The sequence below is a fragment of the Mobiluncus mulieris ATCC 35243 genome (assembly GCF_000160615.1).
Classification (GTDB): domain Bacteria; phylum Actinomycetota; class Actinomycetes; order Actinomycetales; family Actinomycetaceae; genus Mobiluncus; species Mobiluncus mulieris.
Genome location: NZ_GG668518.1, coordinates 802,146 through 819,845, shown reverse-complemented (window position 1 = coordinate 819,845; position 17,700 = coordinate 802,146). Strand labels below are relative to the sequence as shown.

Here is a 17,700-nt window from a genome sequence, read left to right as displayed (position 1 = left end):
AATTCAGTGGCTTAAAGCGGATAGGGTTTCCCTTCCATAGCAGGAGGACGTACTCTCCCCACGAATCCAGCCACAGCCAAAATCGTCACCAGATAGGGAATCATCAGCAGAAACTCGGTAGGAATAGGGGAACTCGCTGACTGCATCACATAGCCCAAAGCGGTTGCAAAGGCAAAGAGCAGCGACGCTGCCACGGCACCTTTCGGGTTCCACTTCCCCAGAATCATCGCGGCCAGGGCGATAAACCCGTTACCGGCTGCCATATCCTTGGTGAAAGCCAAACCCGCTCCGATGGTGAAATACGCCCCACCTAATCCAGCCAAAGCGCCACCTATCAACACATTGCGCCACCGATAAAGATTAACGTTAATCCCCACCGTGTCAGCCGCGCGCGGGTGCTCGCCACAAGCCCGAGAGCGCAAACCCCATCGCGAACGGAAAATCGCGATATTCAACACCACCACTACCACGTACATCAGGTATACCAAAAGGGATTGCTTGAACAACACCGGCCCGATAACCGGAATGTCAGAAAGAATCGGTACTGCCAAAGGGTCGAGAGACGTGGGGTGATTCAACTTGGCTTCATTGTTCTTTAGCCACGTTGAATACAGGAAGGATGTCAGCCCCACCACCAGCATGTTCAGCACCACACCCACAATAATGTGATCCACACGATATTTAATGGTGAACAACGCCAACAGCACCGCCACCAGAGCCCCCGCTATCGGAGCACCAATCAACCCCAAGTACGGTGATTTCGTTGTGGAAGCTACCACCGCTCCAAGGAATGCTCCCAGCAGCAGCTGTCCTTCGATAGCAATGTTGATTACCCCGGTTCGTTCACATACCAAGCCCGACATGGATCCGAAAACTAGCGGAATAGCCAAAGCCAAAGTTGAATGCAACAATGCCACTAATGGCATCACAGAATCTTTATTGCCCGCTACGACAAAGAGCAGCAACGCTACCAAAAAGAACATTCCAACCAGGCCAGCAAGCCACGCGGGAGATTTGCCGCGCTGCAAAGTAATTTTGGTGGCACCGCCCGCGCCAAGAGCGCACAACACTGTCAGTATCAAAATCGTGGGCTTCGCCGGCACGTTCCAGTTACTGATTTCAAACCAGGTGGTGGCATCCTTGAAGGAAACCACTGAAACCCCCTGTGCAATCAGCCCCATAACCAGGCACAACACCGTCATAATCCAGGTGGAAACAGGCCAACGCCAGTCTTTTTGCAGTTTTACAGTCGAGGAATCGGCTTGACGATCACTCTGGGATTTTTCTAGCAATTCAGTGGATAAACTCATGACTGAGCCTCCTTTCCGCCAGTGGTTTCATGTTCGGTGGCAACCGCCTCGCCTTCAGGCTGGGTATTGGTTTTTTCGGCATGAGGTGCCCCCGCGAGAGTCGGCTCTGACTTGGAATCCGCTTTTGTCGCGGACATCGGTGGCGTGGCCTGCTTGGCAATACGAGAATCAATGGGTTCCGGCAATCTGAAAATCCATCGAATCAAAGGCGGTGCCGCAATCAACAGCACAATGACTGCTTGGGAAACGGAAACGATATCTACCGGGATACCGGCGGCAGCCTGCATGGTGGAAGCCCCGGACGCGAAGGCTCCGAATAAGATTCCAGCCAACACGGTGCCTAGCGGTGTTGAGGCTCCTAGCAAAGCTACCGTAATCGCGTCGAAGCCGATAGACCCGGCCGTTCCCGCCGAGAGAAAGCGCTCTGTGCCTAGGGCGGGGCCAGTGCCGGCCAACCCGGCAAGTGCCCCGGCGATAATCATGGTCAAAGCAATTACGCGATTCACTGAAATCCCAGCAGTACGAGCCGCATTAGGATTAGCCCCGGCGGCGCGTAACTCAAAACCAAAAGTCGAGCGTTCTAATAGCCACCATACAAAAACGGCTGCTAGCAAGGCAATCAGAAAACCAAGGTGCAAGTTAAAAGCAGAACCTAACAGTTTGGGATACGCAGCGGTATCGGGTATTGTCGAGGATTTTCCAGGATATCCGTTACCAATAAACACCCGGGATTTCAAGAAGTACGAAGTCAAGAACACCGCAATCGAGTTCATCATGATGGTCACAATGACTTCATTGGCACCCACCCGGGCTTTGAGGATACCCGGCACTGCACCCCACACGGCACCGCCCAAAACAGCTAAAAGCATGGCTACCAACAGGTGCAACCCGTAAGGTAAAGAAATATTTAAACCTGTCCATACCCCCAAAGCCGCCCCCACCAGAAGCTGTCCTTGCGCCCCAATGTTGAATAAACCGGCTCGGAAGGCCAAGGCTACCGAAAGTCCCGCGAGAATAAGAGGCACGGAACGAGTCAACGAGTTGGTGATGGGCATTATCATTCCTACCGCGCTGGTAGCCTGGTAATCAAAAATCGCCCCCCGGAACAGCGAAGTAAAGAAAGAGGCGAAAGCCGTTCCGGCGTATCCAAAGAAATCGCTAGGTCTGGCGAATAAATATGCTGCACTTTCTTGAACTTTTTGATCGAAAGCTACCACCAACACGGCTGAAACTAACAGGGAAAGCAACACGGCCACCACTATGAGCATCGCCGAGGACGACATAATTTGACGCAAGGGGCTGTTAATCGGAGGGCGATCTGCCTTTTGAGTTGTTTTTACAGCTTTCATTTCGCTGACTCCTGTTCTTCTAGGGGAATTCCAGCCATCATGAGCCCCAAAGCATCCCGGGAAGTATCCGGTGGTACTATCCCGATAACTTTCCCGCGATACATAACCGCAATGCGATCAGCCAAGCCCACTACCTCGTCAAGTTCTGTGGAAACCAGGATTACTCCGGTTCCCGCATCCCGTTGTTCCACGATACGTTTGTGGACAAACTCGATAGAGCCTACATCCAAGCCACGAGTTGGTTGGGAAGCAACCAGTAGTTTCAACGGCCGCGATAATTCGCGAGCCAGAATTGCCTTCTGTTGATTACCACCGGAAAGGGTCGAAATCGCATCACTGGTGGAAGTAACCCGCACGTCGTATTCTTCTCGGAGCTTCTCGGCGTTTTCGGCCACAACCTTGGGATGCATGTTGATTCCGGTGGCAAAGGGAGGACGGTCGTACTGGTCAAGAATCATGTTTTCGGCAATAGAGAAAGAAGCAATCATGCCATCAGTGGAGCGATCTTCAGGAACATAACCGAGTTGCCGCCCCAAACGGGTTTTCACCTTGAGCTTGGAGAGGTCTTCACCAGCTAGGCTCATAGAGCCACCAGCGAGCGGCTGTAAGCCTAGAATGGTACGACACAGCTCTGTTTGACCATTACCTTGCACTCCGGCTATCGCCAAGATTTCACCACTACGAACTTCTAGGTCTATGTGGTCAAGCTTCACCTGTCCGGTCTCATCAGTTGCCGTAGCCTGCTTCATCTCAAAGACCACATCACCGAGCTTTGGTTCCGCTTTCTCCACCGTAAGCTTCACTTCGTGTCCAACCATGGCAGCAGCAAGCTCCGAATCTGTGGATTCTGGTTTCGCGTACCCAACTACCTTGCCTCGACGAATCACCGTAATCTTTTCAGCAGCAGCCTTGACTTCACGCAACTTGTGAGTGATAAACACGATTGAAGTCCCGCTAGCCTTTAGCTGACGCATAATCTCAATGAGTTCATCGGTTTCTTGCGGGGTGAGGACAGCCGTCGGCTCGTCCAAAATCAGCATTTTTGCTTCCCGAGACAGCGCTTTGATGATTTCCACACGCTGCTGGGCACCCACCGGTAAGTCCTCAATCAGGGAATCAGGGTCAATATCGAAACCAAACTTAGCTGATAATTCCCGAACTTTTTTGCGCGCGGAGTTTAAATCTAGTATTCCCACGCCCTTGGTGGGCTCGTAGCCTAAGGCCACCGATTCAGCCACCGTAAACACCGGAACCAGCATGAAGTGTTGATGCACCATTCCAATACCCGCTGCTACAGCGTCTCCCGGGCCTTTAAAAGTCACCGGTTTCCCATCAATGAGGATTTCACCTGCGTCGGGTTTATACAAACCGTAGAGGACATTCATCAGGGTAGATTTCCCAGCGCCGTTTTCTCCCAATAGAGCGTGAATTTCCCCCGGTTCTACAGTTAAATCTATGTGGTCATTAGCCACCAGGGGGCCAAATATTTTGGTTATGCCGCGAAGTTCCAGCCTCATTGATTTCCCTTCTATTATGATTGTCCGCTGGCTAACCGGGGTTTGTGAGCCGCATTTGCGGCTCACAAACCCCGGAATTTAGCACAACATCACGGATTGTTCTTGGACTCGACCTTAATCTTGCCGTCTACAATATCTTTCTTCAGAGCCTCGAGCTTCTCTTTCACGTCAGCGGGCACTGCCGAATCAAGATCATGGAAAGGAGCGATATCCACACCCTTGTTCTTCAAATCACCTACATACGCTTCGGAGGTAAACTTTCCTTCCTTGGCTTCTTTGACAGCGTCAAAAACGGCCTGGCCGATTTCCTTCACTACGGATGTGAGGATTTGCTTCGATTGGTCGGGATACTTTAGCGCCCAGTCTGAGTCAACCCCAACTACCTTGGTGTCTTTACCCTTGACCGCTGCCAAAGTGCCCTGGCCTACAGGACCGGCCACCGGCATCACCAGGTCTGAGCCCTGGGAAACCTGTTGTTCAGTCAGCTGTTTACCTTTGGATTGATCCTCGAAATTCCCAACGAAAGAACCGTTTTGCGCATCTTTGTCCCAGCCGATGAGCTTGACAGATTTACCGTTATCTTCGTTGTACTTCTTGATACCGTCGGCAAAACCATCCATGAAGATGTTAACGGAAGGAATCTGCATCCCACCGTAGGCTGACACTGTCCCGGACTTGCTGGTGGCAGCCGAGACGTATCCAGCCAAATAGGCGGCTTCAGCCGTGTTGAACACCAAAGGCTTGGCATTCTTCATCTCTACAACCTTGTCGTTTTCCATGAAACGGGCATCCACCAGGGCAAAGTTGATTTCTGGATGAGCCTTAGCGGCATCACGCACGCCCTCGTTGAGCATGAACCCAACCCCAATAATAAGGCTGCACTTTTGTGCCACCAAGGAATCAACATTGGGCTTGAAATCTTCGGGCGTCTTGGACTCGGTGAAACCAATCTTGACACCGAGTTCTTGCTCGGCTCGTTTCAGTCCCTCCATCCCGGACTCGTTGAAAGACTTGTCATCAAATCCACCCTGGTCAGAGACCATGCAGGCTTTGAATTCCGAAGGAGCTTTAGCATCGGCAGTTTTGCCGGGTTCGGACTCCGGTGGAGCCGCGCAACCAGCCAAGGCTAGGGTTGAAATCGCTGCCAGGGCAGCAAGCTTTAACTTAGGTACCATAAAACCTCCTAGTTTTTACCTGGCCAAAGACGACCAGTGGCTAACAGAGGTTAATGGTATCTAACCAACCACAGTTTCGCGCTCACACCACCCTGATGTTGAAAAATTACAGCGAATATGACAGATTGTGTTGAAATACTTTACGACATTTTGCCATTACGTAAATATCTCTGCGCTTTTACCACCCCAGTCTTATACCATGTTTTAATCTTCGTTGACGAGGCCAAAAATAAGGAGTTTGAAAATGTATGATAAATGGCTGTCAAATGATCCTGATCCGCAAGACCGCGCCACACTAGAGGCCTTAATTGCGGATCCGAGCCCCGAAGCTCAAGCTGCGCTCAAAGCCGCTTTCGCGGAGGAAATCGCCTTTGGTACAGCGGGGTTGCGCGGCAAAATGGGGCCTGGGCCCGCTTGTATGAACACTGCCGTGATTAGGCGCGCTACTTGGGGACTGTCGGCGGCACTGCGAGAAGTCACTGGAGAGGGATTCCTGGTAGTGATTGGGTTTGATGGCCGCCATCGATCCAAAGACTTTGCCCGCGACACTGCGGGAGTGGTAGTGGCCACTGGCGGCAAGGCGCTGTTGATGCCTCACGAATGCCCCACACCCCTGCTGGCATTTGCCATGGGGAAACTCCACGCTGACGCGGGGGTGATGGTTACTGCCTCGCACAATCCAGCCCAGGACAATGGATACAAGGTATACTTGGGCGGACGCATCGTGACCGGTGCCGGCGCTAATGCCCAGCTGGTTTCCCCCTGGGATGCCAAGATTTTTTCGCAAATCCAAACTGCGCCAGCCGCCAAAGACGTTCCCTGCGCCAGCGAAGGTTGGGATACCATCCCCGAAAGCCTATTTAGCCAATACATTGAACGTGCTGCTTCGCTTGTGAAACCCGAATCACCTCGTGAACTGCGAGTGGTGCTGACCTCAATGCACGGCGTGGGCGCTGAAATCTGTGAATCTAGCTTGGCGCGGGCCGGATTCATCGACGTACTGCCCGTGGCGGAGCAGCGAGAACCCGATCCAGATTTCCCCACTATCCCCTTCCCTAACCCAGAAGAAGCCGGGGCATTGGATCTTGCAATAGCCTTGGCTCAAGAAAAGCACGCTGATTTGATTGTGGCTAATGATCCTGACGCGGATCGGTGTGCCGCTGCCATCCCCGATAGCAGCTCGCCCACAGGCTGGCGGCAGCTCAGCGGCGATGAAACTGGAACTCTGCTGGGATACTACATGTGTCAACGAGTCAAAGCGGAAGGCAAGCTTTCGGGTGCCACGGTGGCTCATTCTATGGTTTCCGGGGAACTCCTGGACAAGGTTGGCGCTGCTGCTGGAGTGCAACCCATGGTGTCATTAACTGGATTTAAATGGATTTCACGCACGCCCGGTATTGTGTTTGGCTACGAGGAAGCTATCGGAAACTGTTGTGACCCCGAGTATGTTCGTGACAAAGACGGAATCAGTGCCACCGTGAAAATCTGCGAGATCGCAGCGGAACTAAAGGCATCGGGACGCAGTATCGATAATTGTCTTGACGAGCTCTATTTGCAGCACGGACTGCATTTGACAGCCCCGCTCACTTTCCGGGTAGCGGACCTGTCCCTCATCAGCGAGGGGATGCGCCGTCTGCGGTCTTCTGGACTGGATACTCTCGGCGGCGAGCCGGTTACTTTCCGTCATGACCTGTCACAAAACCAGATGCCGGATGCGGAGCATACTTCGGTTCCAGCCGGATGGGAAAACCTCTCGTTACTGCCGCCCACTGATGCCTTGTTCTTTGGCACGGCTTCAGGTACCCGGGTGGTAGTCAGGCCTTCCGGAACGGAACCCAAGTTAAAGTGTTACCTACAGGTTGTTATCCCCATAGTAACTGCAGAGAATCTGGCCGAAAATAAAGCCCTGGCCAAAACCCGCTTGGAAACCATAAAGACTGAGCTATCTCAGGTTCTAGGTTTCTAGCGAGTCTAGACCAAGGCTACAGCCGGAGTCCCTAGAGGGTGTCGAGCACCTTACGTGTTCCTGACAATCCCAATCTGGTGGCTCCGGCTGTCACCATTTCCAAAGCCTGCTCACCAGTGTGGATACCACCCGAAGCCTTGACTCCCATAGAGTCACCCACCGTTTTACGCATTAAGGCCACCGCGTGTGCCGAGGCTCCACCTGCCGGGTGGAAACCAGTGGAAGTTTTCACAAAGTCCGCTCCAGCAGCCTGTGCTGCCTGGCAGCACTTCACTATTTCATCGTCTGTCAGCGCCGCTGACTCAATAATAACTTTCAAAAGTTTCGGGCTGGGAACCTGAGCTTTCACGGCAGCGATATCGGCCTGGACATCTTCCCAGCGGCCATCTTTGACCCAAGATAGATTCACTACCATGTCCACTTCGTCTACTCCGGCAGCCACCGCTAGGCGGGCTTCAGTGGCCTTTGTCTCGGTGGCGTGTGCCCCAGAGGGGAAACCGCAGACAACACACAGTTTCAGCCCGGCGGGCACCTGTAGCGGCACCTGATTGGGCGACACGCATATCGAATAGGTTCCCAGTTCTACGGCCTCATCAATGAGCGCCTGAATCTGTGCCTTAGTAACTTCAGGCTTCAACAGAGTGTGATCCACCATTGCAGCTAGAGTATTTCGATTCATTTTTCCTCCATTTCCTAAAGTACTCCCCAAAATTATATAAGCCTTTCCATCGGTTTGCTGCGCCTCTTGAGGAAGTACAGAGACGAGGAAGACCCCGCTCTCCAAAGGTAGAGGCGGAGGCTTCCACTATCAATGACAGGAAGGCGAAATCGACACGTAACGTGCTACTTAGCTGGCTTTTGAGACGCCGGTGCGGATTGAGACGGAGTTTTTTGCGCCGGAGCCGGTGCCTGGGTCGGAGCCAGGTTCGGCTGGGTCGACGCGGGAGCCTGGCTGCTAATTGGAGCTGTTGGACGGCTTGTGTCAGCGACAGCGGGTTTCTCCATGGTGAAGGCGAAAAGCACAATCGCGAACAGCCAGACTAAGGTCACCACCACGGTGGCAATGTTGAGGTTGCGCTGCCCCACCCCGGAAGATGACATCGCGGAGGTTAGCCCCCCGCCGAACATGTCGGACATACCGCCCCCCTGGCCTTTGTGCAGCAAGATGGACAAAATTAGCAACAAAGAGCACAGGAACAGCAAGACCTGTGCGACAACGTTCAGTGCAAATAACATGTTTTCCTTATACTTCCGGAAGCTTCGTTCAATAGCGTCAATAGTACCATGTTCCGGGCGTGTGACTTAGCTCGGCCACACCGTGGCCTCCAAAAATCTCTACAGTCCTCGCACCTATCACACGCAAAACCGCACCCTTTCTGTCCCTTCCAACGCGCGCCCCACCATGTCTTTAAACTGGCGAGAGCGCCCGTCTTATTCTGGGCAATATCCGCTACGGTGCCCTCGATGCGCATCGCCCCGGTGGAAGGCGTGACCTGCAAATCCGAATCCCCCGCGTCCTCGGAATCGCTTGTAACTTGCGGTGTTTCCGGGGTGGCGGGTTCATGAGGGGATTCTGGGGGTGAATCAACCTCTGGAGAATTCTCGCTGGTTGTTTCACTCGATTCCAGCGCTGGCGGTGGGTCATCCGACCTGATAGGGTCGGATGACCCACCGGCGGAATTGCCGCATCCGTCTAAAGCCAGCAGCATAGCCACTAAACTCGCAGCTCTATATCGCGATACGTTTCATTTCGGGTCACAAACCTTCATAATCATTGGGCTCCACCTCTATTGAGGCATAGGCCGGCACTGCCAAGCCCAGGCTTCCAATCAGGGACAGAGCTGAGGGACAGAGCTGCCCCCACCGCCATAATTCATGACCTGTTCATGAGATTTTCCTCCTGTGCATGTTCACTTAGGAAAACCTGACCGAAATTTTTTTGCTCCAGGAAAACCTATTCCCACCCCCCCGCAGGGTTTTGGGCTAAATGTGAGAAATATCACACTGGATTTTTAAAAATTTTGGAGCCGACAGGAAACCGTCGGCTCCAAAAACCAGGCAAGCTACTTGCCGATGCGACAAATCTTGCCAAATTCTTCGGCCTTCAAGGAGGCACCGCCAACCAGGCCGCCGTCCACATCCGGTTCGGCCATGATGTCAGCCACATTTGCGGACTTCACGGAACCACCGTAGAGGATGCGCATCTTGTCCGCGACCTCCGCGCTGTAGATTTCCGCCAGCTTCTGGCGGATAGCACCACAGACCTCCTGGGCATCCTGGGGGGTAGCGGTTTCGCCAGTCCCAATCGCCCAAATCGGTTCATAAGCCACCACGCACTTCTCGGCTTCGGCCGCCGAAATATCGGCAAAATCAGCCGCAATCTGACCCAAAACGTGTTCCACGTGCTTGCCAGCCTTGCGCACATCTAACGCTTCGCCACAGCAAACAATCGGTACCATACCAGCGGCCAAAACCTTGCGAGCCTTGGCATTGACCACCGCGTCGGTTTCATTGTGGTATTCGCGGCGCTCCGAGTGCCCCACCACCACATAGGTGCAACCCAGCTTGGTCAGCATCGCGGTGGAGACCTCGCCAGTAAAAGCCCCGTTGTCGTGGACAGACACATCCTGGGCGCCGTAGCGAATCTTCATATTATCGCCGTCAATCGTGGTTTGCACGGAGCGAATGTCGGTGAAAGGCGGAATCACCGCGACTTCAACCGCATCGAAATCATGATGATGATCCGCGAGATCCAAATGCAACTGGTTCACCAACTGGATTGCCTCGAGATGGTCGAGGTTCATCTTCCAGTTACCTGCCATAAGTGGAATTCTTGCCATAATAATTAACCCTCCAATACTGCAATTCCGGGCAAAACCTTGCCCTCTAATAACTCTAGTGAAGCCCCGCCACCGGTGGAGATGTGCGAGAACTTCGATTCATCAAAACCAAGCAAGCGCACCGCAGCGGCCGAATCTCCGCCACCAACCACACTGAAGCAATCGCCATCCTGCAAGGCCTGAGCCACCGCTTTAGTGCCCGCCGCGAAGGCCTCGAATTCAAAGACCCCCATCGGTCCGTTCCATGCCACGGTCTTGGACTGGGCAATCTTGGCCGCAAAGTTTTCACGGGACTTCGGCCCAATATCCAATCCCATTTGGTCTTCCGGAATGGCATCGGCAGACACCACGGTCGCGGGAGCTTCAGCCTTAAACTCGGGGGCAACCACCACGTCAACCGGCAACACCAGGTCAACGCCGTTTTGCTTGGCCTTCTCGAGGTAGCCCTTTACCGTGTCAATCTGGTCAGATTCCAACAGGGACTTACCCACCCGGTAGCCCTGAGCCGCCAGGAAAGTAAAGGCCATGCCTCCCCCAATAATCAGGCTATCCGCTTTGGTCAACAGATTCGCAATCACCCCAAGCTTGTCGGAAACCTTCGATCCACCCAAAACCACCGTGTAGGGACGCTCCGGGTTATCCGTGGCCTTGCGCAAAGACTCAATCTCTTTAACCACCAGCAAACCAGCGGCTGCCGGCAGTAACTTCGCGATGTCGTAAACAGAGGCCTGTTTACGGTGAACCACCCCGAAGCCATCAGAAACAAACAAGTCCGCCAACTTCGCCATCTCGGCAGCAAACTCGGCACGCTCCCCATCATCCTTGGAAGTCTCACGCGGGTCGAAACGCACATTTTCCAACATCAAGATTTCGCCGGCCGGCAGTGCCGCCGCTTTAGCCTGAGCATCCGCACCAGTAGTATCAGCAGCCAAAGTCACCTTGGCACCGATTAGTTCCTCGAGTCGCTTGGCCACCGGAGCCAAAGAAAATTCGGGGTTTACCTGGCCTTTGGGGCGACCCAAGTGCGCCATCACGATGACCTTTGCTCCCCCGTCCAAGAGCTTCTTCAAAGTTGGCAAAGCCGCCCGAATCCGACCATCATCGGTTATGACACCGTCTTTGAGGGGCACGTTGAAATCCGAGCGCACCAGCACCCGTTTACCAGTCAAATCACCCAAAGATTCAATAGTTTTCAGCATATTTTTCCTTCTCTATAACAGACAGTAAGACGTGGGCGCCTGAGCCTAGTAAAGGTATCAGGCGCCCACATGTTCAAAACCTCAAGGCCTAGAGTTGCTTCCCGATGAACTCGGCCAAGTCAACCACGCGGTTAGAGTAGCCCCACTCGTTGTCGTACCAAGACACACACTTAATCATGTTGTCTACCTTCTTGGTCAACGGTGCATCAAAGATAGAAGAGTGCGAATCGGTAACAATATCAGTGGAAACGATGCCCTCGTCGTTGTAATCCAGAACGCCCTTCAAAGCGCCCTCGGCCGCAGCCTTCATCGCCGCGTTAACTTCCTCGACAGAAGCAGACTTCTTCGGGATAAAGCTGAGGTCAGTGACCGAACCGGTAATCACCGGCACGCGCAAAGCGTAGCCATCAAGCTTGCCCTTCAATTGCGGCAGAACCAAAGCCACTGCGCGAGCCGCCCCGGTGGAGGTCGGCACAATGTTTTGGGCAGCGGCGCGAGCACGGCGCAAATCCTTGTGCGGCGCGTCGTGAATACGCTGATCCCCAGTGTAGGCGTGGATAGTGGTCATCAAGCCGTATTCAATACCGAACACATCGTCCAAAACCTTAGCCATCGGAGCCAAGCAGTTGGTGGTGCAAGAAGCATTAGAAACCACATCATGCTTCGCCGGATCATAATCAGTGTGGTTAACACCAACCACGAAGGTAGCGTCAACATTCCCCTTAGCCGGAGCAGAGATGATGACCTTCTTGGCACCAGCCTTGATGTGAGCGCGAGCCGCATCGCCATCGGTGAAGAAACCGGTGGACTCAATCACAATGTCCGCGCCCAAATCACCCCAAGGCAAGTTAGCCGGATCGCGTTCTGCCATAGCGGCAAAGCTCTTGCCATCAACCGTGATGGACTTGTCATCGTAGGATACTTCCTTACCCAGACGACCCGTCACTGAGTCATACTTGAGCAGGTGAGACAGGGTGTGGTTGTCGGTCAAGTCGTTTACACCGACGATTTCGATGTCCGCGCCTCGCTTGAGAGCAGCGCGGAAGAAGTTACGGCCAATACGGCCAAAGCCATTGATGCCAACACGGACAGTCACAGTTTCCTCCATTTTGTGCGGTTTAGCACTGTAGGTAATCGAAGACTCAAACCGAAAAATCCGAGTCCCTGGTTATTAGTCAACCAGCACTTAAAATCTACACCGTTTCGGGGGTTAAAGTCACTCATAAAATCCTAAAAAGTTCCTAGACTCTTGCCCAGCGCCCCTCGATTAATCCATTAGCGAACAAAATGGCCCGAAAGTCCCAGAAAGCACCTCATGAACCCACACAAATCCCCACGAGCGCCCCGGAAGCAACCCCGAGACACCCCCAAACGCACTCTGCTCCCAAAACATCTAGGCATCCAGAATATCCGGGTTCAGCCCAGCCTCGGTATCCGGAATACCCAGCTCACGAGCTTTTTTATCCGCCATCGCCAGCAAGCGCCTAATGCGCCCCGCCACCGCATCCTTTGTTAACTGCGGATCAGAAAGCTGACCCAACTCCTCTAAAGAAGCCTGCTTGTGCTCCAATCGCAAACGACCCGCAGTTATCAGATGCTCCGGAATGTCATCCCCCAGAATCTCGAAAGCCCGACGCACCCGCGCCCCCGCCAACACCGCCGCCCGGGTCGAACGACGCATATTCGCATCGTCAAAATTCGCCAAACGGTTCACTTCCCCGCGCTTCTCACGTTTATCACGCCGATCAGACCACGCCGCCAAGGTCTGCACCGCACCCATACGCTCTAACAAAGTCACGATGGAATCATTTTCACGCACCGCCACTCGTTGAATCTGGCGTACCTCGCGTGACTTTGCCACTGCATCCAAACGCCGCGCCAACCCCACCAAAGCCAAGGCAGACTCCGAGCCGGGACACGTAATCTCTATCGCCGCGCAACGCGACGGTTCCGTCAAAGAACCGCGCGCCAAAAACGCTCCACGCCACGCCGCTGCGCAAGCCGTAATCGACCCCGAAACGACCTCGGGGGGCAACCCCCGTACCGGACGCCCCGCCTTATCTAACAAACCCGTGTCATGAGCCAACTTTTCCGCCTTCTGCACCACACGAACCACGAAACGATCCGATTTACGAATCCCTCCGCCGTGAACCACCACCACCGAGGAAGCCGCATGATACAAATCAACCAAAGCAATCTGCAAACGCTTGGCCGCCAAAGGACTATCCAACTCGGCTTCAATGACAATATTGCCCGCCACCAAATGCAATCCGCCAGCAAAACGCAGCAAAGTCGCCACCTCGGCACGAAAATCCGTGCGTGACTGCACCACCACCCGAGCCAGTTCATCTTTAGCCGCAGCCGTCAACGACATGTCTTCAACACTCCATTCCCGTAAAATCCCACTACACCACCGATGTTCCAAGTGACGCCCCAGCGCCGCCCCGGCGCGCCATTCAAGGAAACCAATCTATCGCATTAATGATTATCCAGCTCCGTAAGGGGAGCCAAATCCCCCCAATGGCCACTCATGGCATCGCGGAAAGCCGCCGCTAAACGCAAGGAATCGTGACGCGCCGTCCCATCCCCAATAGAGAGCTGACGCAACATCACCTCGCAGTGCATCGACTCTGCTACTCGCGCCAAGCCGTCGATGTCCTCGACCGCCCCCGGATCACCAATCACAATATTCAAACCCAAATCCGGGGCGTAATCATTCAACACCCGCAAATGGTCAGGCAAAGGCAAATCCTGGGTTTCCCCGCGTTGCCGCGACAAATTCAATACCACTGCCTTACACGCCGTCGATTCCGACAACGCTCGACGCAAAGGAGTCAACAGTAAATGCGGCAGCACCGAGGTAAACCACGATCCGGGTCCCAACACAACCCAATCAGCGGCCGCCACCGCCGCCAACACCTCCGGGGTCACCGGAGCGTCGGGCGGATTAAGCTGAATCGAACGGATCAAACCCGGGGTTTTCGCGATTCGCGACTGGCCTTTAACCGTATTCAACACGCCGTCAGACTCGATTTCCGCCGCAATCTCCATGGGAACTCGTGAAAGCGGCAATACCCGCCCTTTCGCCCCTAAAAGCTGCATCAACCAGTCCAAACCAACCACCGGGTCATCCAGGATCTGCCACAAACCCGCAATCAGCAGGTTCCCCAGGCTGTGACCATTTAATTCTCCGGTGGTAGCAAAACGAAACTGCAGGATATCCCGCCAGGTAAAGCCATTTTCACTCTCGTCACACAACGCCGCGCAAGCCATGCGCAAATCCCCCGGCGGAATCAAGTCCATCTCTCGACGCAAGCGCCCCGAAGAACCTCCGTCATCCGCCACCGTCACCACCGCCGTCAGATTCGTGGTGACGTGACGCAAAGCCTGTAAAGTCGCGTACAAACCATGCCCGCCTCCGAAAGCCACCACTTTGGGTTGGGGCATGCGACCCGGCCACGCCCCCGGAGGCGGAATAAACTGAAAACTGGATTCAGACATCGTTATCCTTTGACCTAGGATTCTTCCCCACAGCTGGCCATTGCATAGCTATTCCTTGCCTAAATCCCGGTGGGTCGCGCGCACCGAAAAATGTTTATCTCGCAGCAGACCCGCAATATATTCACACATCGCCACCGAGCGGTGCCGTCCCCCAGTGCACCCCACCGCAATCGTCACAAAAGGCTTCAACTCGTCCAAATACCCGTTCAACACCGGCGCCAAAGCGTTGACATAGTTTTCGGCAAACTGGCGTGCCCCGGGACGTTCCAACACGTATTTCGCCACCGCTTCATCCTTGCCCGACAGGTGGCGCAGTTCGCTGACCCAATACGGATTGGCGAAAAACCTTACATCCACCACATGGTCGGCATCCAGCGGCAAGCCATACTTGAAACCGAAACTCATCACCGTTATGTTCAGCCCCGCGTCCTTGCCTTCCGAAACAATGTCACGGATTTTGCGCGCCAGGTCATGCACCGAAAAATTCGTGGTGTCGATATACAGATTCGCCCGGTCGCGGATGGGTGCCAGCAACCCCCGCTCGGCTTGAATTCCGTCTAGAATCCGCCCTTTGCCTTGTAGCGGATGGGGACGGCGCACCTGTTCGTAACGACGCACCAGCACCGAATCGGAGGCATCCAGAAACAGGGTTTGGTGTTCGATGTGGGCTTCTTGCAACTGGTCAAGTGTGGTCATCAGTTCAGAAAAGAAACTGCGTGAACGCACATCTACCACCACCGCCAGGCGGTGTACCCCGTTGCCTTCCGGGGTCATCATGCGCGCCAGGGGTTGCAGCATTCGCGGCGGCAGGTTATCCACCACGTACCAGTCAAGGTCTTCTAAGACTTGGGCGGTTTGGGAACGCCCGGCGCCGCTCATACCGGTGATGATTAACATCTGGGCGCGATGCACCGTGGCAGCGGGTTGGCACGCATCAAGTTCAGGGATACCCTGGGGTACCGTCGGGGTAGGGTCAGTCATACGCCCATTCTACTCGGCCAGTTCCAGCCATTCCTCTTCTAGGCCAGCCTGGGTAGTTTTTTCGGTTTCAAGGTTTTTAGCCAGCGCGGCTAGGTGGGCATAATCGGCCGGGTCACTTTGGCTCATCTCGGTTTCAATGTCGCGTTGTCGGGCGAGACTTTTTTCGATTTTTCGTTCCAGGGCGGCCAGTTGCTTTTGTTTCTGGTAATTATTGGCACCGCTGGGGGGCGCAGCTTTCGAGGCTGCCTGGGGTGCGCTGAGCCCGGGGGACGTGTAGGTAGTGTTCGGTGACTTGGTGGTGTTGGGCGCGGATTCATGAGGTGCCATCCCGGTTTTCCGGCTGTCATCCTGTAATTCCAGATATTCCTCGATTCCCCGGGGAAGGTGACGCAGATGATGCCCAATCACCGCGTACTGAGTATCAGTGATACGCTCCAAGAGGTAACGGTCGTGGGAAACCACCAGTAACGTACCAGGCCACACATCCAGCACATCTTCTAGGGCAGTAAGGGTATCAGTGTCAATATCGTTGGTCGGTTCATCCAGGATTAACACATTGGGTTCCTCGAGCAGTAGCAGCAAAATCTGTAAGCGACGCTTCTGTCCCCCGCTGAGCACCTCGATTTTGGCTTGTAACTGCGAGGTATTGAAACCCAAGCGCTCCAGCATCTGAGAGGGAGTCAGCTCTTTGCCGTCAATCTCGAAATTTCCCTTGAGCTTGCCTAAAAGTTCATATACTCGATAGCCAGAAATGTCTTTCAACGCACGGAATTCTTGGTCTAAAACCCCAAGCTGCACGGTTTTTCCCTCGCGTCGCCTCCCCCTGGTGGGCACCAGCTCCCCCGCGATAAGCCCCAACAAGGTAGATTTTCCCGCCCCATTGGCTCCCAGAATCCCAGCGCGTTCCCCTGGAGCAATCCGCCAGGTCACGTCCTGCAGTACCGGCGTGCCGTCTTCACCCTGATATGAAAAGTCCACGTCCACCAGGTCAATCACGGTTTTTCCCAGCCGTTGGGTTGCGAGTTTCACCAACTCCACCGTGTCGCGTGGGCGGGGTACATCGGCAATCAAGGCCGTGGCCGCCTCGACCCGGAACTTTGGTTTAGAGCTTCGCGCCGGGGCTCCGCGACGAAGCCACGCGAGTTCTTTACGCAACAGGTTCGCACGTTTCTCGGCGGCTAGTGCCGCCTGGCGGTCACGCTCTACCCGCGCCAGGATGTAGGCTGCATAACCGCCCTCGAAAGGCTCCACGATTCCGTCGTGAACTTCCCAGGTGTCTTGGGACACCGCATCCAGGAACCAGCGGTCGTGGGTCACCACCAGCAGTGCCCCGTTGTTAGTTGCCCACCGGTGTCGCAAGTGCCTCGCCAGCCAAGTCACAGCCTCAAGATCGAGGTGGTTAGTAGGCTCGTCCAGACCAATCACGTCCCATTCGCCTAGCAACAGTTTCGCTAAGGCCAGGCGGCGGCGTTGTCCCCCGGAGAGTTCTTCTATTCGAGATTCCCATGCTATTCCAGAGCAAAGCCCGTCCAAAACATCGCGCGCTCGCGCCTCGGCTAGCACCTCATGAACGGGGCGAGACCCCAACAGCAACCGCTCTACCGTGTCAGCGCCACTGAGCATATCGTCTTGCCCCAAGAGAGCCAGCCGCAGCCCACCCCGGCGTGTAACCAAACCAGCATCGGGTGAAATCACTCCAAAAAGTACCCGCAACAGCGTCGATTTGCCATCCCCATTGCGCCCCACTATTCCTAAGCGATCCCCGGATGATACCCCCAAAGTGACGTGGTCTAGCAAGACTTTGTCCGGGTATTCCACGCAGAGGTTTTGCCCTCCCAACAGATTCGCCACGGCACGCTCCG

The 17,700-nt window shown here is 54.5% G+C and carries 15 protein-coding genes; 1 reads left to right on the top strand and 14 read right to left on the bottom strand.

Annotated features, from left to right (window positions below; translation table 11 throughout):
* Positions 1–11: 11 nt before the first annotated feature.
* From HMPREF0577_RS03460 to HMPREF0577_RS03445, 4 genes are all read right to left on the bottom strand, one after another.
* On the bottom strand, positions 12–1,310 hold the full coding sequence (locus HMPREF0577_RS03460; RefSeq protein ID WP_004012291.1) for an ABC transporter permease: 1,299 nt from the start codon (positions 1,308–1,310) through the stop codon (positions 12–14).
* Entirely contained in the window at positions 1,307–2,659 is a 1,353-nt protein-coding gene (locus tag HMPREF0577_RS03455; RefSeq protein WP_004012290.1) for an ABC transporter permease, read from the bottom strand. Before HMPREF0577_RS03455 ends, HMPREF0577_RS03460 begins: the two co-directional genes overlap by 4 nt.
* Positions 2,656–4,176, bottom strand: coding sequence for an ABC transporter ATP-binding protein (locus HMPREF0577_RS03450; RefSeq protein WP_004012289.1), 1,521 nt, complete (start codon positions 4,174–4,176; stop codon positions 2,656–2,658). The genes HMPREF0577_RS03455 and HMPREF0577_RS03450 overlap by 4 nt, the downstream gene beginning before the upstream one ends.
* Before the next feature lie 89 nt (positions 4,177–4,265).
* The gene (locus HMPREF0577_RS03445) at positions 4,266–5,351 is read right to left on the bottom strand and encodes a BMP family lipoprotein (RefSeq protein ID WP_004012288.1); all 1,086 of its coding nucleotides are present in this window, start codon (positions 5,349–5,351) and stop codon (positions 4,266–4,268) included.
* 244 nt (positions 5,352–5,595) lie between these two features.
* On the opposite strand from HMPREF0577_RS03445, the gene HMPREF0577_RS03440 reads away from it, so the two are divergent.
* Positions 5,596–7,317, top strand: coding sequence for a phospho-sugar mutase (locus HMPREF0577_RS03440; protein WP_004012287.1), 1,722 nt, complete (start codon positions 5,596–5,598; stop codon positions 7,315–7,317).
* 31 nt (positions 7,318–7,348) lie between these two features.
* Here HMPREF0577_RS03440 and deoC read toward each other — a convergent pair whose 3' ends face one another.
* The 10 genes from deoC to HMPREF0577_RS03395 form a co-directional block, all read right to left on the bottom strand.
* Positions 7,349–7,996, bottom strand: a complete 648-nt coding sequence (deoC, locus tag HMPREF0577_RS03435) for a deoxyribose-phosphate aldolase (RefSeq protein ID WP_004018047.1) — start codon at positions 7,994–7,996, stop codon at positions 7,349–7,351.
* A 164-nt stretch (positions 7,997–8,160) separates the two neighbouring features.
* Entirely contained in the window at positions 8,161–8,553 is a 393-nt protein-coding gene (secG, locus tag HMPREF0577_RS03430; protein ID WP_004012285.1) for a preprotein translocase subunit SecG, read from the bottom strand.
* On the bottom strand, positions 8,538–9,032 hold the full coding sequence (locus HMPREF0577_RS11650) for a hypothetical protein (protein ID WP_169769488.1): 495 nt from the start codon (positions 9,030–9,032) through the stop codon (positions 8,538–8,540). The genes secG and HMPREF0577_RS11650 overlap by 16 nt, the downstream gene beginning before the upstream one ends.
* Before the next feature lie 348 nt (positions 9,033–9,380).
* On the bottom strand, positions 9,381–10,157 hold the full coding sequence (gene tpiA, locus HMPREF0577_RS03425) for a triose-phosphate isomerase (RefSeq protein ID WP_004015772.1): 777 nt from the start codon (positions 10,155–10,157) through the stop codon (positions 9,381–9,383).
* Positions 10,158–10,162: 5 nt separating this feature from the next.
* A complete protein-coding gene (locus HMPREF0577_RS03420) occupies positions 10,163–11,353 on the bottom strand; it encodes a phosphoglycerate kinase (protein WP_036342434.1) in 1,191 nt (396 codons plus the stop codon).
* Between the two features lie 91 nt (positions 11,354–11,444).
* Complete coding sequence (gene gap, locus HMPREF0577_RS03415; RefSeq protein ID WP_169756973.1) at positions 11,445–12,452, bottom strand: type I glyceraldehyde-3-phosphate dehydrogenase; 1,008 nt, start codon at positions 12,450–12,452, stop codon at positions 11,445–11,447.
* Between the two features lie 297 nt (positions 12,453–12,749).
* Positions 12,750–13,730: a DNA-binding protein WhiA gene (gene whiA, locus HMPREF0577_RS03410; RefSeq protein ID WP_004012280.1), complete on the bottom strand. Its 981-nt coding sequence runs from the start codon at positions 13,728–13,730 to the stop codon at positions 12,750–12,752.
* Between the two features lie 104 nt (positions 13,731–13,834).
* Entirely contained in the window at positions 13,835–14,857 is a 1,023-nt protein-coding gene (locus HMPREF0577_RS03405; protein ID WP_004015769.1) for a gluconeogenesis factor YvcK family protein, read from the bottom strand.
* 48 nt (positions 14,858–14,905) lie between these two features.
* Complete coding sequence (rapZ, locus tag HMPREF0577_RS03400; protein WP_004012278.1) at positions 14,906–15,838, bottom strand: RNase adapter RapZ; 933 nt, start codon at positions 15,836–15,838, stop codon at positions 14,906–14,908.
* 9 nt (positions 15,839–15,847) lie between these two features.
* Positions 15,848–17,689 (bottom strand): ABC-F family ATP-binding cassette domain-containing protein, encoded by a 1,842-nt coding sequence (locus HMPREF0577_RS03395; RefSeq protein WP_004012277.1) that lies wholly within the window; start codon positions 17,687–17,689, stop codon positions 15,848–15,850.
* Positions 17,690–17,700: the final 11 nt, after the last annotated feature.